Raw genomic sequence first — 22,546 nt, 5'->3', positions numbered from 1 at the left:
TGTTTCGCGCCGTCGTTTGCCACGCGAGCCCTATTCGCGCAAGCGGCCAGGGCATGATCCCGAAAAGTGGGTACCGGTTTTCGGAAGAGATCATGCCCAAATCAAAAAGCCTACCGTGCGGTTTGCCTGATGGCGTTAACCGCCTCGCGCCAGCCGATAACGCCGAAAAGCCGCAGAAACAGGCCGTAGGTCGCTATTCCCACCGAGATCACGGCCAGTAGCAGGACGGCCTGCACGAGGCCGTGAGCGCCCGAGGTGAGGGGAGGCAGCGAGCGTGTCGCAAGCCACAGCAGCGCGCCCATGGCGAGTGCGGCGAGAGCGATGCGCGGCAACCGCCGTTTTGCCTCTCGATCGATCGAGAACCCAAAGGTCTTCGCGCCACGGCGGATCAGTCGGAACGCCATGCTCCACGCGCCGAGCGCAATCGCCGCCGCAATGCCCTCAGTGCCGTACCAATGGCCCAGCAGGTACGCGAGCGCGACCGCCAGCACCACGCCAAGCAGCGCGGCGACCAGCGGCGTCATCGTGTCCTCGCGTGCGAAGAATGCCGGCGACAGCGCCTTCACCAGCACATGCGCCGGCAGCGCCAGCGTCAGCCACATCAGCGCGCGGGCGGTTGCGTTTGTGTCATCGGCGGTAAACGCGCCGTGCTCGAACAAGAGCCGCACGATCGGCGTAGCTAACACGATCAGGCCGAGCGTGGCCGGCAGCGCCAGTCCAACCGCGAGTTCGAGGCCGCGCGATTCCGCGTGCGCGACGGCCGCGCGATCCTCACCCCGTACCGCGCGCGATAATTCCGGGATCAGCACCGTGCCCATGGCGACGCCGACGATGCCGAGCGGCAACTCGATCAGGCGGTTGGCGAAATAGAGCCACGACACCGCCGACGGCGATGACGAGGCGATGATCGCACCCGCCACCATCAGCAACTGCGGTGCGCTCGACGCCATCATGCCGGGCGCGGCCTTGGCCAGGAAGCCGCGGATCTCCTTGTCGAACGAGATCCGCAACGGCGCTGCGATGTTCTCGCCTCGGCGCAATACCAGCACCGATAGCTGCAACAGCCCGGCGACGCCGACGGTCGCGGCGATGATCTGCGCTGATTGCACCGCATCCAGTCGTGCGACCAGCAGCACGGCCATCACAACGATCAGCGCGATGTTGAACAGCAGCGGCGAGAACGCGGTCAGCGCAAAACGGCCCTGCGCGTTCAACAGCGCCATCATCACGGTCACCGGCCCAGCAAAGGCGAGGTACGGCAGCATCAGCCGCGCATTGTCGACCGCCAATTGCAGCGTCTCGCGCCCCGAGAATCCCGGCGCCAGCACGGCGATGACAAGCGGCATCACGAGCGCAAGCAGCGCCGTGGCCGCGATGAGGGCGAGTGTGATCGTGCCGAGCACGCGCCCGGCAAACGCCGCCGCCGCAGTCGCCCCATCGGTTTCCCGCACCCGCAACCAGGCCGGCACCAGCGCCGCGTTCAGCCCACCCTCGGTCAACAGCCGCCTGATGACATTGACCAGTTGAAACGCCGCCAGGAACGCATCCGCGATGGCGCCCGCGCCGAGCAGCGCGGCCAGCAAGGAATCGCGCGCGAATCCAAGCAGCCGCGACGCCAGCGTTCCCGAAGATACCGTGAGAAAGGAGCGGATCATTGGAGGTTCTATAGCAGTCCATAACCCGTCATGCCCGGCCTTGTGCCGGGCATCCACGTCTTTACGGTCTTGCAGCGACGAAGACGTGGATGGCCGGGACAAGCCCGGCCATGACGAGAGACTTTCGGCATCCAGCTTCCCTTGCTGCCACGGGGCCGATCTGGTAGGCCGCAGCCTCATCGCAACGCCGCTGACAGGACGGACGAATGACTGACGCAAAATACGACGTTCTCGGGATCGGCAATGCGATTTTCGACGTGCTGGTGCAGACCGACGAAGGCTTTCTGGCGCGTCACGGCATGACCAAGGGCGGCATGGCGCTGATCGACGAGGCCCGCGCCGCCGCCATCTACAGGGATATGGGCCCGGCGACCGAAATGAGCGGCGGCTCGGGCGCCAACACCATCGTAGGCGTCGCCGGCTTTGGCGCGCGCGCCGCCTTCATCGGCAAGGTCAAGAACGACCAGATCGGCGGTCTCTACACCCATGATATCCGTGCCGCAGGCGTCGCGTACGAGACCAAGGCGGCCGAAGCAGGCCCTGCCACCGGCTGCTCCTACATCCTGGTGACGCCGGACGGCGAGCGCACCATGAACACCTATCTCGGCGCCGCGCAGGATCTTAATCCCGCTGACATCGATGAAGCGCAGATCGCTGCCTCCGGCATCGTCTATCTCGAAGGCTATCTCTGGGATCCCCAAAGCGCCAAGGAAGCCTTCGTCAAGGCGGCGACCATCGCGCACAAGGCCGGCCGCCAGGTGGCGCTGACGCTGTCGGATTCCTTCTGCGTCGACCGTTATCGTGACGAGTTTCTCGATTTGATGCGCAAAGGTACCGTCGACCTCGTCTTCGCCAACGAGGCCGAACTGCATTCGCTCTATCAGACCTCGGATTTCGATGGCGCGCTGAGGCAGTTGCGCGCGGATGCCAAACTCGGCGTCGTCACCCGCAGCGAGAAGGGCTGCGTGGTGGCCGCGAAAGACGGTGTCGTTGCGGTGCCGGCGCACCCGATCGAGAAGCTGGTCGACACGACAGGCGCCGGCGACCTGTTCGCCGCCGGCTTCCTGTTCGGCCTGGTGCGCAATGCCGGCTATGAAAACGCCGGGCGCCTCGGCGCGCTCGCCGCCGCCGAGGTGATCCAGCACATCGGCGCGCGGCCGCAGGTGTCGCTGAAGGAGCTGGCGGGGCAGAAGGGACTGCCGGTGTAGGCCACGGCCTCTCCGGCCGGGCCAGGCTTGACCCGGGCATACACCTCTTCTCGTTCGCTGCCGGTAGAGAGCGTTCCATCCGTGCGCGGGCGTGTTCGGGGCGCGGTTGCCTGCGCTGCTGGATGAGTTGACGGATTCTCTGGTCGTATGATATATATCAATGATATATACCGCATGGACGGAGGCGGATGATGAGTGCAACCGCCAAGATATTTATGCATGGGCGCAGCCAGGCCGTGCGCCTGCCCAAGGAATTTCGCTTCGAGGGTAACGAGGTGCGCGTCAGCAAGGTCGGCGACAAGGTGATCCTTGAGCCGCTCAAGGCACAACCGGTTGATCTCGATAAGTTCTGGGCTGAGCTTGACGCGCTTGGCGCCAAGGACTTCCTGCCTGACGGGATTCCGGACGAAGCGCCGGCCGAGCCAGACCCGCGCGTCTTCTTCGACGAATGATCTGCCTCGATACCAACATTGTCATCGCGATCGTAAACGGACGCAGTTCGTCGCTCCGCCATCGGTTCGGAGAACAGATGCGGGGAGGCACGGCGATTGCGCTGCCAGTTGTCGCGTTGTTCGAAATGCGCTACGGGTCCGCCAAGGGTGGACGGAGTGAACATAACGAACGCCTGCTCGAAAAATTTCTCGGCCTTGGAATAGATGTTCTCCCGTTCGAGGTGGAAGATGCGGCGCACGCCGGGGATATCCGTGCTCGGCTGGAAAGCGCGGGCACGCCGATTGGGCACTATGATTATCTGATTGCCGCGCAGGCCCGTCGACGCGACGCGGCCTTGGTGACGCTCAACGTCAGCGAATTTTCGCGAGTGCCGGGATTGATCGTTACGGATTGGGCGGTGTGATGGATGCCCCAGCACTGATTTGCCCGACAACGCAAATCAAAAACCGCTCCTCCCGCAAAAATAATTCGCTTTTCGATTGACCCAAATCACTCGTACAACTCCGCCATCCCGTCCCCCCAAGAGGGGCGTTTCGCGATCGTCACTAAACGCGGGGCGGGGTGCGGTGGACGCGGCAGCGTCGGGCGCGCAAACGTCGTCGCAGGGCGGGCTCGCCTGAGCCTGTGAGCGAAGGGACGGCACGCCGACGACCGATGCTAAAGCGCCTTTCGTCAGGCCTTGGCGGATGGGTACCAAGCCCGTTGAGGCCCCTGATGTTGAGGCGTGCCGCGTACGGCCAAGTCGTGTGGGCCTGTAGCCAAGCGATATTTTCACCTAAATAATGTCGGCTTTTCAGTACCTTGGAAGAGCGAAGGGCCTAAGCGGATCGGCTCAGGCCCCAAATATGCCCCAGATCAGCTTTCGCGATGGCTGGCCCTATCTGGCCAGCTCTGGCCTGTAATGGGCGGCTAAGCCAGCCTGCCGCGCTTATTGCGCCGCCGCTCCTGCTTCTTGCGGGCGCTTTCGGCTGGCAGGGTTTGCTGCCAACGCTCTATCTGATCTTCATACCAGACCCGCTTGTTCGGGCTGATGTAATGCGGGCGCGGAAACTGGTCGCGCGCCATCATTCGCTTTAGCGTCGAGTGGCCGACCGGCACCAGCTTCAATACCTGCTCCAGCGTGAGCATGCGCCGCGCGCCGCCTTCTTTCTCCTCTCCCACCATTTCCAGCACCATCGCGCTCCTTTCTGCGCTTCACCTTCGGCCACCAATTGCCCCAGGCGTCAGCGGCGCGCGTTTTCATTGCTTCATCATCTTCACCTGCTGCCCATTGCTCACTGCGCCAGATTCATCAGCTCGCGCAGCTCGATCGCCGCGCGCTTCAGCTCATCCGGGTCCTGCCTCGCGGTGTTGCCGATCACCGTGGCCAGCACCGCGAAGGCCACCTTGACTTGTACGGCAGCAGACTCGCCGAGCATTTCATCCATGATCTCCTCGTGCAGCGCGTTGATCACCTTGGCCTCGTTTGTGTTCATGCGCATCGCCAATCCTCTCGCTGCGTCATTGTGGTGGACTCGCCGAATTGCTATCTGTGGGGCCGACGGCGCGATTGCAGTCACGCCGCCAGCCGGGCTTGTGTCAGGCGAGCCGTTCAATCCGTTCGGCCTGCTGGTCGTTCGAGATTGCACCGCCGCAGTCGCAGGAGAAGGCGTGCGCTTGGGTGATCGTCAACTCAAAGAAGCGCAGCGCATCGGCTATCGTCGTCGTCGCGCTCAGACCCTGTGCCTGAAACACCGGGTCTGACGCGGCGATGCCGAGAGCAGTCACGTCGTCAGGACCGATGCGGGTTTTCTGCTGCTGTGCCCAGCTCATGTACTCAAGCGCGTGATAGAGCCCGATGGGCCTGTCCGCCTTGCGGATCAACGCAGCCCAGTGCAGCAGCTTCTCGCGTCGTGTCATCTTCGGTGGAGCAATCGGGACGGCACTGACGAGTTCGCCTATTTCGACGTGCTTCATTGTTAGTCTCCGTTGCGGCGGCTGGTGCAGATACCCGAAACCTCCGCGCCGCCAGCAGGAGGTCTCAGGCCGAGACATCGGTCATGCTGGCACTAACTCCATTGCCCTGTCGTACATCTGCTTCAGCTCGGCGACGGCTTCAGGCCCGTCGCGCTCGGCCATCTCGCGCAGAATCGGCAGACCACTGTCGATGGAAGCCATGATCTCGTCGCGCGTGGCCGCGCGGCCCTCGGCGAAGAACTCGACGCGCACCGGATCGCCAACATTGAACAGCGCGCCGCCGCGGCCATCCTTGAAGATCGAATAACCTAGCGTCGTCCAGAGCAGCGTGGTGCCTGGATTCCTGTGTATCATGATGCCCGCTGGCTCTAGGCTCTCGGGCATATCCTTCTCGTTACGCTTCATTCTGGGTTGCGATAAAAACGGACAGCCTTGCACCGCATAGAGCGCGCAGTCGCGGTGGCTTGGCGGCTCGGCGCTGACGCGGTTGACGGCGCACATCGGCCCGATCACGAACACCATGAACTTGCCGAGCGGCTCACCGCACAGCCAGCACCGCTTATGCCGCACGCAGATGCCCAGCTTCTCGCCATCGAAGCCACGAAACTCCGGCTTGCCATCGACGTAAGGAACGAAGTACGGCACCGGGAAACCCTGATCGTTGATCGGCAGGCGCTTCATGCGATCGGGCAGCTCCAGATGCCGGATGCGCTGGTTCAGCTCGCGCATCAGCTATCTCCGCCGTTCGCCCGACGATCGAGCGCCCGCAGCAGCGCGATGATCTGGTTGAAGGCCAGCTTGCCGATCCCGTCCATCTTACGCAGCTTGTCCGGTCCCGCCGCCTTCAACTGCTCAACGGTGGTAATGCCTGCGTTTCCCAGCGCCACCAGCACGCGGTTTGGCAACGCCAGCTCGCTGCGCTGATCAAGCGCTTCTTCTTTCCACCATGCGCCGCTGCCGCTGGCTTGCTCGGCGAGCGCCGACAATTTGGTCGGGCTGGTGCTGCTGCTGATCTGGTCGCTCATGGTTTCCTCCATTTCTGTGATCCACATTGCCGTCATGATAGTGCCTCGCCAGCTGGCAGCAGGCCGAGCTGATCGGCGCGTTCGGAGATGGTGCGACCGTCATGAGTGAGCATGAAGGGAAGGAAGACAGCGTCGAACGACAGGATGCCGGTCTCAACCGCCATCAGCTGACCCTTGACCCAGTCGCGCAGAATCGAATTTATCGCGATCTGCCCCTGCGCCAGCGCCTTGTTGCGGTGCTGCTGCTCGTCGCCCTTATGGCGATAATTGTACGGGTGTTCCTTTAGATACAGCGCGGCCCAGCCCTTGGCGCTGGCGCGCAGCTGCATCTGGCGGCCTCGATGCTTGAAGACCAGCATGACCTCGTGCTTTTCGTAGTCATCCATGAAGCCGATCTGCTCGCAGCCGAAGCGGCGCAGCAGCCGCGTGATCTCATCGCGGGCCGCAACACCGCTGGTCGCCTGCGCATAGGGCGTGTCTTTTGCCATCACGCGACCATCCTGAGTTCTTTACGACGACCTTCATACGCATGCTGTCCGCAGCTTCAGTTGCATCCGCAGCAGGTCGATCAGGGCGTCGATCTGGTCCTCGTCCTCGCACATGCTGTCAATCTGCGCGGCCAGCAGATTGATCAGCACCGACATACGTTCATCATCCTTGAGCGGCCACAGCAGCAGCGTTGTCACCTCTAGCGACCAGCGCTCGCCGAAGCTGGCGCTGCGCCATGGCTGCTGCGTGATCGAATGAAATGTCGCCATGACCGCCTCCCTCAATGCTTTGCCAGCAACCGCTTCGCGCTGGCAATCTTGCCCTTGCTTATTCCGGTCGTAACCAAGGCCCTCAGCGCAGCGCGCGTCTCCAGCAGATGCCGTGCATCCTTGATCTCGATGATTGCCACCAAGCGCGGGTTGTTCTCGCGCGCCACCCGTTCAAGGCAGTGCCAGACTCCGGTCGGCTTGCTGCCGTTCTTCACGGCTAATACTCCGACAGCTTGTCGAGTTCGGAGGCCAGCCGCTCGGTGACATCCTCGCCGCGTTTTGCTTCCGCTAGGGCAGCGCTGCCGAGCAGATAAAGCGCGGTGATGTCGGCCTTCACCTTGGCGGCGCGCTCCAGCACCAGCTGCTCGACCGCCTTCGAGTTCTCCCGCGAGCGCTCCAGCTGGCTGACCCAGTCGGTGGCGACCTCATCGACGCCCGTGATCATCAGATCATGCTTCTTCTGATCGAATGGCAGCGCCGAGGGCGGCAGCGTCTCCTGAACCTTGATCGACTCGGTGCGGGCAGCGGCCAGGCGCTGGATGTCGCGCACCGTCTCGGCCATATCGTTGCCCGCTTCGTGCGGCAAGCCGTTCATCTCGGTCATCATTGATCTCCGTGGCATGGTTGCTATTTGATCCTTCGGCTCGCCGCCCACCGACAAGGCTGGGGCGCAATGGCAATAGAACGGCGAGCCTCTGGATCACCGCAGGCGAACCCGGACGTCGCGCTGCGGGATTCCCCGTCTCTTCCTCGGCCTGCCGCTCCTTGCGGAGCGGCGAGGCCTTCGGATCACAGCAGCTTCCCGTGAGATACAGTCACGCTGGCTGCAGCAATATCGTTTCCGCCAAGCGATCCCTCTCGGCGGTGACGGTAATTCTCGGCAGCAATTTGCTCTGGATCACCTCCCTCGCTTCGCCCCAGAACGCATGAAGTTCGTGGTCCTTCATGTTCCTGCGCGACATCGAATTGATCGCGACCACTGGCGTGCCGAGCAGATCGCCGAGCAGCACGAAATTGCCGGTCGCAACCAGCAGCTCGGCGCGCACCTTCTCGGGCGTGGTGTGCAGCGCCTTGGCCAGCTCGTTGATGGTCGCCATGATGCGGCGGTGCTCGATCATGTCGCGATCGTGCAGCAGTTCGATCTCGATCACCTGCGCAGCGATCGGCTCGCCGCTGCTCTGGCTCCGGTGAACCTCACGCGCCTCGGCATCGAACGGTGCCCAGCCGGTCGGTGTCAGCACTAACCTCATTTCGTCAGCTCCTCATGCTTGCCTTCGATGTTCTTTTCAAACAGCCGGAACAGCTGCGGCTTGGTCTCGCGCAGTTTCAGCAGCAGGTCCTGATTCATCAGCTTCCATTCGTCCCACTCCTCGATGGTTCGGCAGTGGGTCATGTAGCGCTGCAGCGGCTCCACGAACTCGGCCCAGGTCTGGCCCTCGTGCATTTCGAGCGTGAACGGATCGACGTGATCAACGATCTCGCCACTGTGCGGATCGACCAGCTCATCCATTGAGCGCGGCGCGGACGCTGGCGCTGACACCGGCGCTGGCCGATAACCGCCAGCTCTGTTGCCATCGTCATCGTCGCCGATGGCGAGATTGAACATCATGATCTCCAGCGCCCGCTTGCCGTAAGAGATGGCGGATATTGTCGCGTGCGTGCGGGTCATCATGTCCTGACCGCGAATGCCCTGCGTGACGATGGGCATGTCCACCTGAAAGCGGCGCTGGATCATACCGTTCGACAGCATGCCGACGACGCGGATCATGTTCGGCTCGCCGGTCGGCTCGGTGTTGAACTGGATGCCGAAACCGTGACTGGTGTAGATCGGACGAATCTCGCCATCGAGCCGCGCGAAGGTGGCGTATCGACTCCTCGTCTGCGGATTGTTGGCGTTGGTGGCGATGGTGCTCATCTCGGCTTCGGCCTTCGACAACGCCTCGTTGAACCGTTGATCAGCGTTGCGCTGCTGGCTGGCTTCCTGCATCGCGACCAGGCGCTCCAGCTTGTCCACGTCGAAATTGGGGTCCATCGCGGCGCGCTCGATCACGCTGTGATAATCGCTGGTGACTGGAACCGTGTTCATGCGGCCCTCCTGGTGATGGCAAGGGTGCCCTTGCGATTGCGGGTGATCTGGAAAGCGCCAGCGAAACACTTCCCGACATCATCGGGGATCAGATCGCGCGCCGCCTTGCCAGCTTCCTCGTGGGACTGGGCTGCATCGGCGGTGCTCTCAAATTCGTGAAGGTAGAGGAGCAATTCGCCGGACCAATTGGTCGGCTCGGCGATGATGTCGATCGTGCGCCACTTCTCTCTCGGGACCGCAGGCGGCATCGGGAACGGCGGCGTCAGTGTCCGCAGGCAGGTCAGGAAGATGCCCGCGCGCTTGATCAGCTCGGCGGCATAGTCAGGGTCGTACTCATGCTCGAAGTCGAGCGGCTCGTTGGTGCCCTGCGCGACCAGCAGGATCGCCTTGCTGGCCCCGGTGCAGAGTCGCTGCAGCATCGTCTGCGGATAATACGCGGCAAGAAATTCTTCTCTGCGCCACGCTGGCGAGAGAAATTTTACCTCGATGACGGCGTCGAGCGCCGCGCAGTATCCGTCCAGCTTGCAGCAAACGTCGGCGATCTCGGGATGGAAGACAACTTCGCCGCGCCGCGTGATCGAATATGCGGTTTGTGACGCGAACCAGTCGAGGATCAGCGGCTCCATATGCGAGCCCGCTTTCATCGCCCAGGTCTGCGGCTCTGGCGGATCGATGGCGGCCCTGATGCGGTAGTGCTTATTCCAATCGGCTTCGCTGCCTTGCATCACCACATTGGCGCTGCTGCCGGTGAATCTGCCGATCTGGTAGTCGAACTCGGAGGACATACGGGCGCACTCCCGCAACGACTGCTGCAGGCTTCTGTCACAAAATGCATATTTGAAGAGAGTGCTGGTCGGGCTTGCCGCTTGTGTCTTCTCTTCCGCTGCTGGGCGTCCCGTATCTACGCGCCAGCATCAGCGAACGGCAACTTCAAGCACAAATTTTTATCGCGTCAAGGTGGTACGGCGAACATTTTTTCAGTTCAGTTGTCGGAACCTGAGCGGCTCGATGGCACGAAAAATTTAATGTTGAAGTGTTTGAGCCGATCTGACCTTGCGTGAGCCATTCTGGTTTGAATTGGTAAGTCACGCTCGATCACTTCAAACCATTTCGCACGTTTGACTGAAATAATTTTTGAGCATCAGCATGACGCCATCATGACGCGGCGTCTTCAACCGATCTGGTCCTTCAACGAAGTAGTCGATGTGCTCGGCGGCCCTGTCGCTGTCGGTCGCCTCACTGGCCAGACCTCCGCTGCTGTCTGCAATTGGCGCAGATATCGCGGACTCTTCCCGAGCAAATACTATTTTTGCATGCGCGCCGCGCTCGCGGACGAAGGCTACTTCGCGCCGATCTCTCTCTGGGGCTTCTACGGCACAGCCGAAACCAACAAGGATCAAGCCGCCTGATGATCAAGCGCGGAGGGAGCCGCTATGCGTCAGCTATCGCTGTTCAAGGGCAAGAGGCAACGAGGCATCGCACCACCGCCGCCGCTGGAGTTCGCAACCCACGCCACGCTCGCCGACATCTGCAAACGCTGCCTGCATCCCGACTGGAAATTCACGCACCTCCCGCTCGGCGAACACCGCGAACACCGGATTAATCCCCGCACCGGAAAAAGATACTCGCTGACCGGCCAGCGCCTGAAGCGCATGGGCGTTCTGCCAGGCTGGCCAGATTTTATTTTTTGCGGCCCCAACGCGCAGGTCTTCTGGCTGGAGCTGAAGCGCTTCAAGACGGGCCGCCTTTCCGAGGATCAGTCAGATGTGCTCGCGCATCTCGTCGCCTGCGGCTTTGCTGTGCTGGTCACCACCTCGCTCGATGATGCGGTCGCCACGCTGAAGCAGGCGGGCATCCTGCGCTCGACCGTGGAGCTGCAGTGATGGGGCGCATCGCAAAACACGAAGCCGATCCGCGCGCCCTTGAAGCCTACGGCGCTTTGCGCGAGGGCGTGCATCTCGCGGGCTACAGCTTCGAGCGCGCTTGCGGCAAGTTGAAATGGCTGCTGCAGGAGGATCGCTGGTGCGGCGTCGGCACCGGCTTCGATGACATCAACGCGTTTCTATCCTCGATCCGGCTCGACAACCTGAAGGCCGTCGCCGAGCAGCGCAAAGAGATCGCGAAGCTGATTAAGGAGAAGCAGCCGAAGGCTTCGAACAGGCAGATCGCGAAGACGCTGGGCGTCCGCGAATCCACTGTGCGCCGTGACCTTGCGCCAAATGGCGCAGCGGCTGGAAAAAAGCCGAGCAATGTCAGCGAAGCAAAAGCATCAGCTGCGCCAAATGGCGCACCTGCCATTGCCGGTGCCGCTGCCGCGAAGCTGATAGCGCGGCGCGAGGAAGGCAAGCAGGCCCGCCTCGACAAGGTTGCCGCCGATGAGCGACGCGTGCTGCAGCTCGTGCCGGTGGTCGGCAAGTTTCGCACGCTCGTGCTCGATCCGGCTTGGGACTATGACTGGCTGTCGGTCGCTGGCCGCGCCAAGCCCGGCTATGCGATGCAGACGCACGAGCAGCTGTTGCTGCTTGATCCGAAGCAATGGGCCGACGAGACCGGCTGCCATCTCTACCTCTGGGTCACCAACAATTTCATGGCGCGCGGCTGCGAGCTGATGGCGCATTGGGGATTCCAACATCGCATCGTCATCACGTGGGTCAAGGAAGGTGCTTTCGGACTCGGCTCCTATTTCCGCAACAGCACCGAGCATGTGCTGTTCGGCACGCTCGGCGAGACCACGACGCGGCCAGCGGCGGCGAGTATTCCAACGCACTTCATTGCGCCACGCCCAGGCGAACACTCGGAAAAGCCCGAGGCCTTCTACGACATCGTGCGCGCGGCATCCTATCCGCCCTATGGCGAGGGCAACCAGCGCGAGGCGCGGCCCGACTTTGCCAACCTGTTTCAGGAACTCGCGGAGGTCGCCGAATGAACGACGACTTCGAGCGTGACGACAAGTGGCAACGGGAGATGCGCGACGCTTATCTGCTGCCGTTCTATCGGCGTAGCTATGCCGGTTTTCTGCTGTTCGATGAAGGCCGCTTCGCGCATCAGCAGCAGAAGAGTGGCATCGACACGCTGCTCTGGCGCTCTAATCGAATCCCGGTCTCCATCGAAGAGAAGATCGTGCGCGAACCGCCGCCCGAGCGGCGCGAACCTTATGACGCGATCTGCCTTGAGACCGACAGCTGCAGCTCGCCTGGATTCATCCGCAGCGGCTGGATGGTCTATTCGCGATGCGACGTGCTGCTCTATTGCATGCATTGGCGCGATGACTCGCTTGACTGCCTCTGGATCGACTTCCCGCAATTGCACGATTGGTTCTGGCCGCGCGTGAAAAAATTTCCGGTGCACGTGGAGACCAAAACCATCAACAAGAGCATCTGCCGTGTCGTACCGATCAAGGACATCACCGCTGCCGTGCAGGTGCATCGCTTCCGCCTATTACGCGACCGCCCCGTGATCCCTTGGTCGAAGGTGGTCGGAGCCAACGATCCCATTGTCTGAACGGGAGGCCCGACATGCAGCGCCGCACACTGCCGCAGCGCCGCCGCGCCGAAACATTTGAAATTGCCTTCGGCGGTCTCTCCCGCAGCCATACCGTCACGCTCGGCTACTACGAGGACGGCACGCTGGGCGAAGTCTTCATCAACGGCGGCAAGAGCGGCGAGCTGGTCGAAGCGATAGCGCGCGATGGCGCGGTGCTGCTGAGCCTCGCGCTGCAGTTTGGCGTTTCGCTGGAGAGCATCCGAAGCGCGATCACGCGCGATGGCGCTGGCGATCCGTCCTCGATCATCGGCGCAGTGGTCGATCGCCTGAGCGAGGGGCCGCCATGACGATCACCGCCGACGACAAGCTGCAATGCGCCGAGCGCGAGCTGCGATATCGGCAGCGCGTCTACGGCCGGCTGGTCGAGCGCGGCAAGATGTCGAAGCGGCAATGCGACCGCGAGCTGGAGCTGATGGAGGCCATTGCCGAGGACTACCGCAAGCTGGCGGCGCAGGAAGTGCTGCCGCTTTGACCGCCTGGTACAACGAGATTGATGCCTATGCCGCTGGATGGCTGCGCAACCTCATTGCAGAGCGACTCATCGCCGATGGCGAAGTCGATACCCGTTCAATTGTCGATGTTCGATCTGCCGATCTTGCCGGATTCGACCAATGCCATTTCTTCGCAGGCATCGGCGGATGGTCTCTCGCTTTGCGACGAGCGGGATGGCCTGACCCTCGACCTGTTTGGACAGGAAGCTGCCCCTGTCAGCCGTTCTCGCTCATGGGCAAGCAGGCTGGATACGCAGACCCACGGCACCTTTGGCCGACTTGGGCTCGGCTCATCGGCGAGCGACGACCTGCAACGGTCTTTGGCGAACAGCTTGCGACCGCTGCTCGCTGGCTCCGACTTGTGCGAGGTGATCTGGAAGCGCTGGGTTACACCGTGGGGTCGCTGCCTATCGAGGCCGCATGCGCGGGTGCGGAGCAGCTTCGTGATCGATATTGGTTTGTGGCCCACCGCGACATCGAGCGCGGAGAATCCGCAGGTGCGTGGCTTCGGCGCGGCGGCATTACATCCGAAGCGTGGGACGACGCTGGCGGGCGCGGCGTTCTGGTCAACGGCATCAAGCCGGGACTGGAAGGACTCGCCGGGGATGTCGATCAAGCGCGAGAAGAATCGCAAGCGGCTCGATCAGCTACCGAGGCAGGTTTTCAATTCGGAAGTGGTGCTGTGGCCGACAGCGCGGGCCTCGGAGGCGGGACCGGATTTCGCGAAGGCCTCGCGGTCATCGACGGGGATGGCGCCGCCAGCGATAGCCGCGAGTTCGATCTCTCAATCTGTAGAATCGACGGAAAAGTGCGGCGCATTAAACCCGGACTTCGTCTCGTGGCTGATGGGATACCCGCCCGAGTGGATAAGCTGCGCGCCCTCGGAAACGCCATCGATCCCCGACCTGCCGCTGCCTTCATCCGCGCCGCCATGCAATGCATCGGAGCTGGGCCATGAATGCTGAACAGCTCGCCCAGGCGCTCGGCGCTGTCCGATCCGGCAGGCAATGGAAGTGCTGCTGCGTGGCGCACGAGGATCGCTCGCCTTCGATGATCATCTTCGATGGCCGCGAGAGCGTGCAGGTCAGATGCATGGCTGGCTGCGAGCCTGAGGACATCATCGGCGTGCTGCGCTCGCGCGGATTATGGTCTGGCGCGAGCCGATCTGACCAGCCGCGAGCCGAAAAATGCGTTTCACATGAAACGTTTAGCAGCGATCGGCGCGAGCACATGCTGCGCACGCTGGCGCGCTGCGTCTTCGATGATGCGCAGCCGATCAAGGGCACGCTGGCGCAAAAATATTTCGAGAGCCGCGATCTCTGGTCGGTCGCGATGGAAATTGACGACATCCGCTTTCACCCGCGTTGCCCGCGCGAGAAAGGCGAGCAAGCTGCGGTCGTGATCGCGATGCGCTCGATCCGATCGCATGCGGTGACGGCCATCCAGCGAATTTTTCTGGACCGTCACGCCAAGAAGACCGGCAAAGGGATGATGCTCGGCACCTGCAACGGCGCGGCGATGCAGCTGCAGCCGAAGATCGGCAGGACATTGCATATTGCCGAAGGGCTGGAGACCGCGCTGGCCTGCATTGCGATGGATCGCGCGCCGACATGGGCGCTGGGCTCGACATCGCTGATCCAGACGTTCCCGGTGCTGCCCGATATCGATCGGCTGGTGATCTGGGCTGATCATGATCGGCTGAAGTTTATTGGCGGCGTCTGGTGCAGGCCCGGTCACAAGGCCGCAGGCATTTGCATGGAGCGCTGGCTGAAGGCCGACAAGCAGGTCGAAGTCGAAACACCGAAGCAGGAAGGCTGGGACGAGGCCGATGTCTGGAGTGCCCGCTGTGCCCGACTTTGAAGATGAGGATCATAAGCCGCTCTCGCCAGCGGACATCATCGTTCCGTTCGATGATGCGCGCCGCCGGCGCGGCAAGGCCGAGGAAGGTGAGCCGCAGCAGCGCGTCGTCATCGTCGCCGCGCCGTACATCTGGACCGATCCGCAGAACATCCCGCTGCGCGATTGGCTGTATGGGCGGCTGCTGGTGCGGCGATTCCTGACCGTTACCATTGCGCCAGGCGGCGTCGGCAAGTCATCCCTGATCGCCGCCGAGGCCTTGGCGATGGTCTCAGGGCGCGATCTGCTCGGCGTGCAGCCGGTGCGCAGGCTCCGGGTCTGGCTGTGGAATCTCGAAGACCCGCAGGAGGAGACCACGCGCAAGATTCAGTCGGCGGCGAAGCATTTTCATCTGACGGCGGACGACATCAGCGAGCGGCTGTTCGTCAATTCGGGCCGCGATCATGCGCTGGTGATCGCCAAGGAAATTCGCGGCGGCACCATCATTCTACGGCCCGTCATCGACAACATCGTGCAGCAGGTGAAGGAGCACGCCATCGATGTGCTGGAAGTCGATCCGTTCGTCAGCTGCCATGAAGTGTCCGAAAACGATAACAGCGCGATCGACATGATCGCCAAGGAATGGAGCCGGGTTGCCGAGCTGGCGAACTGCGCCGTCCATCTCGTGCATCATACCCGTAAAGCGCCAGCGGGCACTGAAGTGACAACCGATAGCAGCCGTGGGGCGAAGGCGCTCACCGATGCGGCGCGTGTTGCGCGGGCGCTGAACCAGATGACCGAGGAGGAAGGCGCGAAGGCGGGCGTCGAGAACCACCGGCTGTTCTTCCGCGCGTTCAACGACAAGGCGAATCTCGCGCCGCCCGTCACGGTCTCGGACTGGTTCAGGCTGGCCAGCATCTGGCTGGAGAACGGCCCCGCTGGTGGTGACAGCGTCGGCGTGGTGACGCATTGGGACTGGCCCGATCCGATGCTGGGCGTAACCGGCAGCGACTTCGAGAAGGTCGCGTTGGTGATCCGCGCGGGATCATGGCGCAAGGATGTGCGCGCCAGCGACTGGGTCGGCAAGGCAGTCGCCCAGGCGCTCGGGCTCAATGTCGAGAACAGAGCCGACAAGGCGAAGGTCAACGGGCTGCTGCAGGTCTGGCTGTCGGCGGGTTCCTTGGTGGTGGTCGAGCACGATGATGAGCAACGCCGACCGCGTCAATTTGTGGAGGTGTGCGATGCAGAATGAACCCTGCTCCAGTCGCTATAATAGTGAGTGGAGCAAACTGGAGCGAAGTGGAGCGCCGACAGTCACTGCTCCACTTCCAGTTCCTTACAGGAACAGGAACTGGAGTGGAGCAGGTTCCACTGTCGGTGAGGCAACTGGAGCGGAGTGGAGCGACCAGCTGCTGGACGATGTCCCATCGACGTGGAACGGGCCGCATGTCGGTCGCCGATTGTGCGAAGCAATGCGGACCTTGGCGATGCTGCCGATGGGTGGCGGTTCCGGCCACGCCGCATGGCCAGCCTACTGCTACGAGTGGGAGGACTTGTTGGCTCAGCACGAGCAAGGCGAGCTGGAGCGTACGCAGCAGCTGCAGAACCGCATCCGGCTGCTGCCCTCCAGCCGCGATGTGCAGCGCATGGAAGCCGCGATCTGCTGGCCAGCCCAGTATCTCGCGCCGCTGGCGCATCTGCTGCGCGCGGTCAACGCGGTGGCGCTGGCGCACTCGCTCGATCGCGATGCCGGATGGATCGCGGCCAAGCGCGGCGGCTATGGCGAGACATGGCGCGAGCGGCACGATCAGGGCTGCAGCATCATCGCGCGAGGGCTGCGCGCCTGTCGGGTGCCGGTGTTTTAGGCATGGGCGGCTTCAGCATCGGCGCGGTCGTTCATTTGACCGCGGAGGATGCAATCTGCGCATCGTCGGTGGCGACGCTTGCTAGATCAACACGAGATGCGAAACCGCTCCCGTGTGACGGGACCCATAATGTAAGTTGAAAGCATGAAGTAACACCCTCGGAGCGTGGATTCGATAAGGAGCGCAGAAAAAGCCACATGGCCGGGCTGCGCTGGCCTTTCCGCTTGCTCCTGTAGTCGCTACAGGAGTTAAGTTTCTTTTGGCTCAACGAAGGGAAAGATGATGTCGACAACCGAACTGGATGCCCCAGTACGCTACCGGGTGACCGGCATGGATTGCTCCTCCTGCGCCTCGAAAATCGAGGGTGCAGCGCGCAAGGTGCCCGGGGTACAGGACGTGCGCGTGTCGATTGCCTCCCAGGAGATGACGCTGCGTGTTGATGAGAACGCCGCGGCGCTGCATGAGATTGAGCGCACGGTGACGGGGCTTGGCTACAAGCTCGCGCGCCTTGATGCGAACGATGACGACGACAAGGTTCCAAGCCTCTCCCATGTTACCCCCGCCTACAAGCGCGCTCTCTGGATTGTGGTCCTGCTCAACGCCGGATATGGCGTAATCGAAATCGTCGGCGGGTTTATCGCAGGTTCGCAAGCCCTGAAGGCCGATGCGCTCGACTTCCTGGGCGATGGAATGATTTCCATGTTAGGGCTGATTGCCGTCGGCTGGGGGCTGGCAGCTCGCGCCAAGGCCGCGATGCTGCAAGGGATTTTTTTGGGTGTGTTGGGCACGGGCGTGCTCATCACAACAGCGTATCGAGTGCTGTTCCTTCATCAGCCAGAAGCTGAACTGATGGGAATACTTGGCCTGATCGCCCTCGCGGTAAACGTAGCAGCCGCCGTGGTGCTCCTGCCGCACCGTCACGGCGATGCCAATGTGCGGGCGGTATGGTTGTTTAGCCGAAACGACGCTCTCGGGAATGTCGCAGTCGTCATTGCAGCTTTGCTGGTCGCGTGGACCCAAACAGCGTGGCCTGACCTAGTGGTGGCAGTCATTATCGCTGGTCTGTTTCTGCAATCGGCGCTTTCCATCATTAGGGATGCACGTAACGATCTGAGCGCAGCCGAGCGCACTACAGGAGCAAAGGATTTTGCCGCATGATGCCAATTGGCACGCTTTCCGAACGCGCCGGCGTTAACATCGAGACCATTCGCTATTACGAACGCGCCGGCGTTCTGCCGAAGGCCGAGCGCGGCGAGAACGGGCGCCGGGTCTACGGAGACGACGATGTGCGTCGCCTGGCATTCATCCGTCACGCGCGCGAGCTGGGCTTTGAACTCAAGGCCGTGCGCGAGCTGTTGAAGCTGCAGGAGCAGCCAGAGCGTTCATGCAAGACCGCATCGCGCTTGGCCGCCAGCCAGCTCGCAGCGGTCGAAAGCAAAATCCAACGCCTCACGCGCTTGCGCGATGAGTTGGACCGCATGGTGAAGTCCTGCAAGAACGGCCGCGTGGCTGAGTGCCGCGTTATTGAGGCCCTGGCCACAGCGAAATGATGCCGCACCTTGCAGCGTTCATCTCACGGCTGCACTTGCGCCTGTTCCAGATGACGTTGGGCGCAGGATATCGCTCCGCTTTGAAAACCGCGCCTTGGCGCGATGAGCTGATTAGAGCTGTCGCACCGCGTGCGGGAGAGCGGATTTTAGAGGTCAGCGCGGAAGGATTCAGTTCGTGCGCGGAGCTTGCGCGGCGCTATCCGACAGCGCATTTCGTGGCAGCTCACCCAAAGGCGACCGCTTCAAGCGCGTTCGTTACCCTCAGTAATCTGGAGCACTTACCCTGTTGTGAGGGGCGCATCCAAGCCAGCGGCGCTTCGTTCGACAAAGTGGTCTGCGCGCTTGCTCTGCATACATTGCAACCCCACGAGAAGATCGCGCTGCTCAAGGAAATGCGGCGCGTGCTTCGCTCTGGCGGCACGCTGCACCTAGCTGATTTCGATGCCCCATCCACGCCACGCAAGGGAAGCGCTCTGCGCGCCACCAGTTACCTGTTCGGACCGGACAGCGCCAAGCCCCATCTCGACGGCACATGGTTCAACATGATTGGGCAGGCTGGCTTCGCGCGCGTGCGCCGCGTAAAAACCTGCTCTGAGATATTAGGGCAGGTCGCCATCGTGCGCGCTCGGCGAAGGTAATGAGATTCTGAAACCGAAGCAATGGAGGCGTTCTGGCGCCTTTTGGCAAGCAGCGGGAAAGGCCGCGCGATGCAGCGACGGAACGCTACTCTGGCAGCCGCGTGACGAAACGCAAGCCGTTGCTGCCACGCGTTGACAGTCTCAGAGGCGATCAATGACAAGCACAACTGACTCGATCCAAGTGGCGAAAGTGCCGAAACGCCGCCGCAGCGTCGTCGAGGGCAGCTCACCGAACATCTGTCGATAGGCGGCAGCAAACCTGCCGAGTTCAAGGAAGCCGTGCTCCATTGCGATCTGCTTCACTGTCGCGGCAGGCCCAGCCGTCAGCAGCGCGGTATGCACGTCGCCGAGTCGCTTGCGGCGCAGGAAGGCAATCGGTGGCACCCCAAGCGCGTTGATGAATGCGCGATGCAGCATTCGCCGATGCACCTTGAATCGCTGGCACAGTTCGGAGATGTGGATGGGCCTGGTGCCTGCATCAACGAGGAAGTGGTCCACCTCAAGCACCAGCCGCGCTGCCGCCTTCACCGGCTGGCCACGATAGCTGACGCCGTTGGACAGCGGTGCTGTCACCAGCTCCAGAATGTTGCGCTTGTAGAATTCCACGACCTCGTCTGGCATCGTCGCACCTTCTGCAGTGAGAGCTGCGAGCAGCGTGCGAAAATTCTGGACATTGGCAGCAGCGATGGCTGGATCAGTGTTCAACACCAGGCTGGGCAGCTTCCATATCGGCGCTTCAGATGCTCCGGGCTGCTGGCTGTCGAGATGCGCAAACAATTCGCTCGGCGTGATGAGTATCGCCGCATACCGGTTGGCGCTGTCATGGTGCGAATAAAATTCATGATGCGGTGCGGTGATGATGTGGTCGCCGGGTATCGTCTCGACATGCTCGATCGAGGCCGGAGCATCGAGCGTCATGCCAATCTGCCACCGCTGTTCGCTCAGGGCACCGCGAAAGCGCACGCCGCGTGAAAAGGAGCCGGTTGAAATGCCGAGCGAGCCAACTGACAGGTGCGCCAGTGTACCGCCCATCTTGCCGTACTCTAGCTGCACGACGTCCATTGGGGCATCCTGTACAGCATTGCGCAGTGCCTCGAAGTCGGAAAATTCCGTTCGCCTGATGACGATGGGCAATGTCCCCGTGCCCCACTAACTAGAACGCGAATCGCGGGCATATACAGCTGGAGGATTAAGGAGAGTCTTTGCTGGACCTTGATTAAACCTGTGGACGAAAATTGCGCCGCTTGTCACAAACTGCATAGGGACTCGGGCTGGCACAGGTGCTCAGGCGTCTACGAAATGAAGCGAGGCAATGATGGCGCTGCAGCTGCCACGAGGCGCAGAGCGTGAATACATTGCAGTCAGCAACATCGTTGCGGTCTATGTCGCCGCGCTGCCTGCAGGACCTGCCTTCGTCTCGTTCTCCCGCGATCTGCTGCACAGCCTGCTAACCTTGCGCCGCAGATGGTCGGCATTGCAGATTACCTGCGCCTACTGGGTGAAGGATAGAAGCGAAGCGCGGCTGATCTGCCGCGAGGTTGATTCCAGCCTTTCGCGAGGCGAGGATGGCCTGCTGATCGCGACCGCCAGGGCCGCGCAGCGCAAGGTCGAGAATGTCGCCGCGCATATGGGGATCGCTTTGACCGAGCACGATGTGGTGCTGATCCGCGCACGCGCGGCGGTCGAATACATCGAGCAGCGCATCGCGCAGGCGCAGGCGTCAGGTGAGTTGTCATGGTTCAACCGGGCCTATCGCGCGTGGCGGCTGGAGGCGAAGCAGTACGGGCGCAGCATGTCCTATGCTGAGGCTCGCGCCCGTCTGCGACAAAATTTATTTCGTCAAATTCTGGTCAATGAAGGCCAAAGCGGATCAACGCCGCTGTTCCCGCCGCTGCCGGGAATTGATTTTCCGGTTCCGGGGTGATCTCTTCACGCGCGCAGGTGCGGCTCGAAGTGTGACTGCACTGCGCGCAACCCCCCTTACTGAACGTACCTCCACCCGGCTTCGATCCCCCGAGGCCGGTTTTCTTTGGGAGCTGCGCTGATGGGCGCAATTGAGGAAGGCGGCAAGGTCGCAGCCGGCGTTATCGAGGGCCTGAAAAACCAACCGCTGGCGCTCGCGCTGATCGTGGTCAATGTCCTGTTTCTCGGCTTCATGGCCTTTCTCATCCACGCGTTGAAAGAACAGACCGAACGCAAAGATGCGTTGCTCAGCGATCTTGCGCGCAATTGCGTGGTGATTGCGCCGAAATCGGAGGGCAAGCCGTGACTGCTGCCTTGATGCTTGCCCCGGCTGCGGTTTGCGGTCCGCCGCCGCTGGAAATGCAGCGCAGGATCGCAACCTTGACCAAGCGTGAACGCGAAGTGATGGACCACGTTCTGGCTGGTCGAAAAAACAAGCAGATCGCCCATGATCTCGGCGTCGTCGTGAAGACCGTCAAGGTCCATCGCTCACGGGTGATGACCAAGCTCGGTATGCGCAACATCGTGGAGCTGGTTCGGGCGGCAGAAAGGGCTGGGCTATGAGCTACAATCGCATCGTCATTTCGTCCGGTCACGGAAAGTATGTGCGCGGTGCCAGCGGCATCCTTGATGAAGTGGACGAGGCCCGCAGGGTGGTCGAGCAGGTCGCCATCGAGCTGCGCAATCGACGCGTCGATGTCACGACGTACCACGATGATGTCAGCAAGAGCCAGAACGAGAACCTGAACCGGATCGTGGACTTCCACAATTCCAAGCAGCGCGATCTCGACGTGTCGGTGCATTTCAATGCTTATGAGCAGGTCTCGAAGCCGATGGGCACCGAGGTGCTGTACGTGACGCAAAGCGGCCTCGCCGCCCAGGTATCCAGCGCCATCGCCGTCAGCGGCGGCTTCATCAATCGCGGTGCGAAGAAGCGCACGGATTTGTTCTTCCTGAACAACACCGCGATGCCGTCGATCCTGATCGAGGTTTGCTTCGTGGACAGCGAGGCAGATGCCTATCTTTACGATGGGAATTTTGAAGCGGTCTGCGATGCCATTGCGGACGTGCTCGGCGGCGTTGAGGACGGCGAGATAACACCGTCACCGCCGCAGCCGGATGCAGCGCTCCATGTCGTCGGGAAGGTTTCCCATTTCGGCGGCCCGGACGACAAGGGCGTGTCGGCGAGCGAAGGGTTGGCCTTCATCAACAAGGTCGATGAGAAGCCGGAATTGTTTCTGCCGTACCAGCCAAAAGGGACAACCGGGCTGGCGCGTCGGCTCAACCCCCACATCCACTACGTCGCCTGCCGATGGGACTACAGCAAAACGCCGAAGCCAATGATGCTGCAGGAAGTGGCGCTGGTCCGCGCGACCGCCACTGGCATTGAGATGAAAGCCTTCCCGGCCGACTGGGGACCGAACCAAAACACCGGCCGCGTTGCCGACATCAGCCCCGGCCTGATGGAAGACCTCGGCATTCAAACCGACGACGAGGTCGAGGTGATCTTCCCGTACTAG

The 22,546-nt window shown here is 62.0% G+C and carries 34 protein-coding genes; 20 read left to right on the top strand and 14 right to left on the bottom strand.

Annotated elements, in window-relative coordinates:
- Positions 1 to 110: 110 nt before the first annotated feature.
- Positions 111 to 1,655, bottom strand: coding sequence for a murein biosynthesis integral membrane protein MurJ (murJ, locus tag AC0QUY_RS30555; RefSeq protein WP_475389955.1), 1,545 nt, complete (start codon positions 1,653 to 1,655; stop codon positions 111 to 113).
- A gap of 206 nt (positions 1,656 to 1,861) precedes the next feature.
- Between murJ and AC0QUY_RS30550 the strand changes: the two genes are divergently transcribed.
- The 3 genes from AC0QUY_RS30550 to AC0QUY_RS30540 all read left to right on the top strand — a co-directional run bounded on the left by AC0QUY_RS30550 (position 1,862) and on the right by AC0QUY_RS30540 (position 3,719).
- Positions 1,862 to 2,863, top strand: coding sequence for an adenosine kinase (locus AC0QUY_RS30550; RefSeq protein ID WP_475389954.1), 1,002 nt, complete (start codon positions 1,862 to 1,864; stop codon positions 2,861 to 2,863).
- A gap of 191 nt (positions 2,864 to 3,054) precedes the next feature.
- Positions 3,055 to 3,315, top strand: a complete 261-nt coding sequence (locus AC0QUY_RS30545; RefSeq protein WP_161851134.1) for an antitoxin — start codon at positions 3,055 to 3,057, stop codon at positions 3,313 to 3,315.
- Positions 3,312 to 3,719 (top strand): PIN domain-containing protein, encoded by a 408-nt coding sequence (locus AC0QUY_RS30540; RefSeq protein ID WP_475389953.1) that lies wholly within the window; start codon positions 3,312 to 3,314, stop codon positions 3,717 to 3,719. Before AC0QUY_RS30545 ends, AC0QUY_RS30540 begins: the two co-directional genes overlap by 4 nt.
- Positions 3,720 to 4,225: 506 nt before the next feature.
- Here the strand turns inward: AC0QUY_RS30540 and AC0QUY_RS30535 are convergent.
- The 12 genes from AC0QUY_RS30535 to AC0QUY_RS30480 all read right to left on the bottom strand — a co-directional run bounded on the left by AC0QUY_RS30535 (position 4,226) and on the right by AC0QUY_RS30480 (position 9,926).
- Positions 4,226 to 4,492, bottom strand: coding sequence for a helix-turn-helix transcriptional regulator (locus tag AC0QUY_RS30535; protein WP_475389952.1), 267 nt, complete (start codon positions 4,490 to 4,492; stop codon positions 4,226 to 4,228).
- Between the two features lie 98 nt (positions 4,493 to 4,590).
- Entirely contained in the window at positions 4,591 to 4,803 is a 213-nt protein-coding gene (locus tag AC0QUY_RS30530) for a hypothetical protein (RefSeq protein ID WP_475389950.1), read from the bottom strand.
- A gap of 91 nt (positions 4,804 to 4,894) precedes the next feature.
- Positions 4,895 to 5,272, bottom strand: coding sequence for a hypothetical protein (locus AC0QUY_RS30525; RefSeq protein ID WP_475389948.1), 378 nt, complete (start codon positions 5,270 to 5,272; stop codon positions 4,895 to 4,897).
- 81 nt (positions 5,273 to 5,353) lie between these two features.
- The gene (locus tag AC0QUY_RS30520; protein WP_475389947.1) at positions 5,354 to 6,001 is read right to left on the bottom strand and encodes a hypothetical protein; all 648 of its coding nucleotides are present in this window, start codon (positions 5,999 to 6,001) and stop codon (positions 5,354 to 5,356) included.
- Positions 6,001 to 6,297 (bottom strand): hypothetical protein, encoded by a 297-nt coding sequence (locus AC0QUY_RS30515; protein ID WP_475389945.1) that lies wholly within the window; start codon positions 6,295 to 6,297, stop codon positions 6,001 to 6,003. The genes AC0QUY_RS30520 and AC0QUY_RS30515 overlap by 1 nt, the downstream gene beginning before the upstream one ends.
- 32 nt (positions 6,298 to 6,329) lie before the next feature.
- Positions 6,330 to 6,785, bottom strand: a complete 456-nt coding sequence (locus AC0QUY_RS30510; protein ID WP_475389943.1) for a hypothetical protein — start codon at positions 6,783 to 6,785, stop codon at positions 6,330 to 6,332.
- Positions 6,786 to 6,818: 33 nt separating this feature from the next.
- A complete protein-coding gene (locus AC0QUY_RS30505; RefSeq protein WP_475389942.1) occupies positions 6,819 to 7,055 on the bottom strand; it encodes a hypothetical protein in 237 nt (78 codons plus the stop codon).
- An 11-nt stretch (positions 7,056 to 7,066) separates the two neighbouring features.
- Positions 7,067 to 7,270: a hypothetical protein gene (locus AC0QUY_RS30500; protein WP_475389941.1), complete on the bottom strand. Its 204-nt coding sequence runs from the start codon at positions 7,268 to 7,270 to the stop codon at positions 7,067 to 7,069.
- A 2-nt stretch (positions 7,271 to 7,272) separates the two neighbouring features.
- The gene (locus AC0QUY_RS30495; RefSeq protein WP_475389940.1) at positions 7,273 to 7,659 is read right to left on the bottom strand and encodes a hypothetical protein; all 387 of its coding nucleotides are present in this window, start codon (positions 7,657 to 7,659) and stop codon (positions 7,273 to 7,275) included.
- Between the two features lie 211 nt (positions 7,660 to 7,870).
- Positions 7,871 to 8,305 (bottom strand): hypothetical protein, encoded by a 435-nt coding sequence (locus tag AC0QUY_RS30490; protein WP_475389939.1) that lies wholly within the window; start codon positions 8,303 to 8,305, stop codon positions 7,871 to 7,873.
- The gene (locus AC0QUY_RS30485; RefSeq protein ID WP_475389938.1) at positions 8,302 to 9,141 is read right to left on the bottom strand and encodes an ERF family protein; all 840 of its coding nucleotides are present in this window, start codon (positions 9,139 to 9,141) and stop codon (positions 8,302 to 8,304) included. Before AC0QUY_RS30485 ends, AC0QUY_RS30490 begins: the two co-directional genes overlap by 4 nt.
- A complete protein-coding gene (locus tag AC0QUY_RS30480; protein ID WP_475389937.1) occupies positions 9,138 to 9,926 on the bottom strand; it encodes a YqaJ viral recombinase family protein in 789 nt (262 codons plus the stop codon). Before AC0QUY_RS30480 ends, AC0QUY_RS30485 begins: the two co-directional genes overlap by 4 nt.
- Positions 9,927 to 10,298: 372 nt before the next feature.
- On the opposite strand from AC0QUY_RS30480, the gene AC0QUY_RS30475 reads away from it, so the two are divergent.
- From AC0QUY_RS30475 to AC0QUY_RS30415, 13 genes are all read left to right on the top strand, one after another.
- Positions 10,299 to 10,550, top strand: coding sequence for a helix-turn-helix domain-containing protein (locus tag AC0QUY_RS30475; protein WP_475389936.1), 252 nt, complete (start codon positions 10,299 to 10,301; stop codon positions 10,548 to 10,550).
- Positions 10,551 to 10,574: 24 nt separating this feature from the next.
- On the top strand, positions 10,575 to 11,024 hold the full coding sequence (locus AC0QUY_RS30470; RefSeq protein ID WP_475389934.1) for a VRR-NUC domain-containing protein: 450 nt from the start codon (positions 10,575 to 10,577) through the stop codon (positions 11,022 to 11,024).
- Positions 11,024 to 12,067: an MT-A70 family methyltransferase gene (locus tag AC0QUY_RS30465; RefSeq protein WP_475389933.1), complete on the top strand. Its 1,044-nt coding sequence runs from the start codon at positions 11,024 to 11,026 to the stop codon at positions 12,065 to 12,067. The genes AC0QUY_RS30470 and AC0QUY_RS30465 overlap by 1 nt, the downstream gene beginning before the upstream one ends.
- Positions 12,064 to 12,642, top strand: a complete 579-nt coding sequence (locus AC0QUY_RS30460; RefSeq protein ID WP_475389932.1) for a hypothetical protein — start codon at positions 12,064 to 12,066, stop codon at positions 12,640 to 12,642. Before AC0QUY_RS30465 ends, AC0QUY_RS30460 begins: the two co-directional genes overlap by 4 nt.
- 14 nt (positions 12,643 to 12,656) lie before the next feature.
- Complete coding sequence (locus AC0QUY_RS30455) at positions 12,657 to 12,971, top strand: TSCPD domain-containing protein (RefSeq protein WP_475389931.1); 315 nt, start codon at positions 12,657 to 12,659, stop codon at positions 12,969 to 12,971.
- On the top strand, positions 12,968 to 13,156 hold the full coding sequence (locus AC0QUY_RS30450) for a hypothetical protein (RefSeq protein ID WP_475389930.1): 189 nt from the start codon (positions 12,968 to 12,970) through the stop codon (positions 13,154 to 13,156). Before AC0QUY_RS30455 ends, AC0QUY_RS30450 begins: the two co-directional genes overlap by 4 nt.
- A complete protein-coding gene (locus AC0QUY_RS30445) occupies positions 13,075 to 14,133 on the top strand; it encodes a DNA cytosine methyltransferase (protein ID WP_475389928.1) in 1,059 nt (352 codons plus the stop codon). Before AC0QUY_RS30450 ends, AC0QUY_RS30445 begins: the two co-directional genes overlap by 82 nt.
- Positions 14,130 to 15,035: a DUF7146 domain-containing protein gene (locus AC0QUY_RS30440; protein WP_475389927.1), complete on the top strand. Its 906-nt coding sequence runs from the start codon at positions 14,130 to 14,132 to the stop codon at positions 15,033 to 15,035. The genes AC0QUY_RS30445 and AC0QUY_RS30440 overlap by 4 nt, the downstream gene beginning before the upstream one ends.
- Positions 15,022 to 16,263, top strand: coding sequence for an AAA family ATPase (locus tag AC0QUY_RS30435; RefSeq protein WP_475389925.1), 1,242 nt, complete (start codon positions 15,022 to 15,024; stop codon positions 16,261 to 16,263). Before AC0QUY_RS30440 ends, AC0QUY_RS30435 begins: the two co-directional genes overlap by 14 nt.
- Positions 16,264 to 16,492: 229 nt before the next feature.
- The gene (locus AC0QUY_RS30430) at positions 16,493 to 16,876 is read left to right on the top strand and encodes a hypothetical protein (protein WP_475389924.1); all 384 of its coding nucleotides are present in this window, start codon (positions 16,493 to 16,495) and stop codon (positions 16,874 to 16,876) included.
- A gap of 282 nt (positions 16,877 to 17,158) precedes the next feature.
- Complete coding sequence (locus AC0QUY_RS30425; RefSeq protein ID WP_475389923.1) at positions 17,159 to 18,034, top strand: cation efflux transmembrane domain-containing protein; 876 nt, start codon at positions 17,159 to 17,161, stop codon at positions 18,032 to 18,034.
- Positions 18,031 to 18,426, top strand: a complete 396-nt coding sequence (locus AC0QUY_RS30420; protein WP_475389922.1) for a MerR family transcriptional regulator — start codon at positions 18,031 to 18,033, stop codon at positions 18,424 to 18,426. Before AC0QUY_RS30425 ends, AC0QUY_RS30420 begins: the two co-directional genes overlap by 4 nt.
- A complete protein-coding gene (locus AC0QUY_RS30415) occupies positions 18,423 to 19,064 on the top strand; it encodes a class I SAM-dependent methyltransferase (protein WP_475389921.1) in 642 nt (213 codons plus the stop codon). The genes AC0QUY_RS30420 and AC0QUY_RS30415 overlap by 4 nt, the downstream gene beginning before the upstream one ends.
- 141 nt (positions 19,065 to 19,205) lie before the next feature.
- On the opposite strand, the gene AC0QUY_RS30410 is transcribed toward AC0QUY_RS30415, so the two are convergent.
- Positions 19,206 to 20,126: an AraC family transcriptional regulator gene (locus tag AC0QUY_RS30410; RefSeq protein WP_475389920.1), complete on the bottom strand. Its 921-nt coding sequence runs from the start codon at positions 20,124 to 20,126 to the stop codon at positions 19,206 to 19,208.
- A gap of 253 nt (positions 20,127 to 20,379) precedes the next feature.
- On the opposite strand from AC0QUY_RS30410, the gene AC0QUY_RS30405 reads away from it, so the two are divergent.
- From AC0QUY_RS30405 to AC0QUY_RS30390, 4 genes are all read left to right on the top strand, one after another.
- Positions 20,380 to 20,988 carry a hypothetical protein gene (locus AC0QUY_RS30405; RefSeq protein ID WP_475389919.1) on the top strand — a complete coding sequence of 203 codons (609 nt, stop codon included), beginning with the start codon at positions 20,380 to 20,382 and terminating at the stop codon, positions 20,986 to 20,988.
- Between the two features lie 120 nt (positions 20,989 to 21,108).
- On the top strand, positions 21,109 to 21,333 hold the full coding sequence (locus AC0QUY_RS30400; protein WP_475389917.1) for a hypothetical protein: 225 nt from the start codon (positions 21,109 to 21,111) through the stop codon (positions 21,331 to 21,333).
- Between the two features lie 11 nt (positions 21,334 to 21,344).
- A complete protein-coding gene (locus AC0QUY_RS30395) occupies positions 21,345 to 21,590 on the top strand; it encodes a response regulator transcription factor (protein WP_475389982.1) in 246 nt (81 codons plus the stop codon).
- Entirely contained in the window at positions 21,587 to 22,546 is a 960-nt protein-coding gene (locus AC0QUY_RS30390) for an N-acetylmuramoyl-L-alanine amidase (RefSeq protein ID WP_475389916.1), read from the top strand. The genes AC0QUY_RS30395 and AC0QUY_RS30390 overlap by 4 nt, the downstream gene beginning before the upstream one ends.

Source organism: Bradyrhizobium sp. WYCCWR15520 (assembly GCF_056174665.1).
The sequence above is the reverse complement of the archived record's forward strand: the minus strand, read 5'-3'. Positions and strand labels throughout refer to the sequence as shown.

Coding starts and splice junctions, on each gene's coding strand:
- murJ (WP_475389955.1), bottom strand. CDS start 1,655: ATGATCCGCTCCTTTCTCACGGTATCTTCGGGAACGCTGGCGTCGCGG.
- AC0QUY_RS30550 (WP_475389954.1), top strand. CDS start 1,862: ATGACTGACGCAAAATACGACGTTCTCGGGATCGGCAATGCGATTTTC.
- AC0QUY_RS30545 (WP_161851134.1), top strand. CDS start 3,055: ATGAGTGCAACCGCCAAGATATTTATGCATGGGCGCAGCCAGGCCGTG.
- AC0QUY_RS30540 (WP_475389953.1), top strand. CDS start 3,312: ATGATCTGCCTCGATACCAACATTGTCATCGCGATCGTAAACGGACGC.
- AC0QUY_RS30535 (WP_475389952.1), bottom strand. CDS start 4,492: ATGGTGCTGGAAATGGTGGGAGAGGAGAAAGAAGGCGGCGCGCGGCGC.
- AC0QUY_RS30525 (WP_475389948.1), bottom strand. CDS start 5,272: ATGAAGCACGTCGAAATAGGCGAACTCGTCAGTGCCGTCCCGATTGCT.
- AC0QUY_RS30520 (WP_475389947.1), bottom strand. CDS start 6,001: ATGCGCGAGCTGAACCAGCGCATCCGGCATCTGGAGCTGCCCGATCGC.
- AC0QUY_RS30515 (WP_475389945.1), bottom strand. CDS start 6,297: ATGAGCGACCAGATCAGCAGCAGCACCAGCCCGACCAAATTGTCGGCG.
- AC0QUY_RS30510 (WP_475389943.1), bottom strand. CDS start 6,785: ATGGCAAAAGACACGCCCTATGCGCAGGCGACCAGCGGTGTTGCGGCC.
- AC0QUY_RS30505 (WP_475389942.1), bottom strand. CDS start 7,055: ATGGCGACATTTCATTCGATCACGCAGCAGCCATGGCGCAGCGCCAGC.
- AC0QUY_RS30495 (WP_475389940.1), bottom strand. CDS start 7,659: ATGACCGAGATGAACGGCTTGCCGCACGAAGCGGGCAACGATATGGCC.
- AC0QUY_RS30490 (WP_475389939.1), bottom strand. CDS start 8,305: ATGAGGTTAGTGCTGACACCGACCGGCTGGGCACCGTTCGATGCCGAG.
- AC0QUY_RS30485 (WP_475389938.1), bottom strand. CDS start 9,141: ATGAACACGGTTCCAGTCACCAGCGATTATCACAGCGTGATCGAGCGC.
- AC0QUY_RS30480 (WP_475389937.1), bottom strand. CDS start 9,926: ATGTCCTCCGAGTTCGACTACCAGATCGGCAGATTCACCGGCAGCAGC.
- AC0QUY_RS30475 (WP_475389936.1), top strand. CDS start 10,299: ATGACGCGGCGTCTTCAACCGATCTGGTCCTTCAACGAAGTAGTCGAT.
- AC0QUY_RS30470 (WP_475389934.1), top strand. CDS start 10,575: ATGCGTCAGCTATCGCTGTTCAAGGGCAAGAGGCAACGAGGCATCGCA.
- AC0QUY_RS30465 (WP_475389933.1), top strand. CDS start 11,024: ATGGGGCGCATCGCAAAACACGAAGCCGATCCGCGCGCCCTTGAAGCC.
- AC0QUY_RS30460 (WP_475389932.1), top strand. CDS start 12,064: ATGAACGACGACTTCGAGCGTGACGACAAGTGGCAACGGGAGATGCGC.
- AC0QUY_RS30455 (WP_475389931.1), top strand. CDS start 12,657: ATGCAGCGCCGCACACTGCCGCAGCGCCGCCGCGCCGAAACATTTGAA.
- AC0QUY_RS30450 (WP_475389930.1), top strand. CDS start 12,968: ATGACGATCACCGCCGACGACAAGCTGCAATGCGCCGAGCGCGAGCTG.
- AC0QUY_RS30445 (WP_475389928.1), top strand. CDS start 13,075: ATGCGACCGCGAGCTGGAGCTGATGGAGGCCATTGCCGAGGACTACCG.
- AC0QUY_RS30440 (WP_475389927.1), top strand. CDS start 14,130: ATGAATGCTGAACAGCTCGCCCAGGCGCTCGGCGCTGTCCGATCCGGC.
- AC0QUY_RS30425 (WP_475389923.1), top strand. CDS start 17,159: ATGTCGACAACCGAACTGGATGCCCCAGTACGCTACCGGGTGACCGGC.
- AC0QUY_RS30420 (WP_475389922.1), top strand. CDS start 18,031: ATGATGCCAATTGGCACGCTTTCCGAACGCGCCGGCGTTAACATCGAG.
- AC0QUY_RS30415 (WP_475389921.1), top strand. CDS start 18,423: ATGATGCCGCACCTTGCAGCGTTCATCTCACGGCTGCACTTGCGCCTG.
- AC0QUY_RS30410 (WP_475389920.1), bottom strand. CDS start 20,126: ATGGACGTCGTGCAGCTAGAGTACGGCAAGATGGGCGGTACACTGGCG.
- AC0QUY_RS30405 (WP_475389919.1), top strand. CDS start 20,380: ATGGCGCTGCAGCTGCCACGAGGCGCAGAGCGTGAATACATTGCAGTC.
- AC0QUY_RS30400 (WP_475389917.1), top strand. CDS start 21,109: ATGGGCGCAATTGAGGAAGGCGGCAAGGTCGCAGCCGGCGTTATCGAG.
- AC0QUY_RS30395 (WP_475389982.1), top strand. CDS start 21,345: ATGCTTGCCCCGGCTGCGGTTTGCGGTCCGCCGCCGCTGGAAATGCAG.
- AC0QUY_RS30390 (WP_475389916.1), top strand. CDS start 21,587: ATGAGCTACAATCGCATCGTCATTTCGTCCGGTCACGGAAAGTATGTG.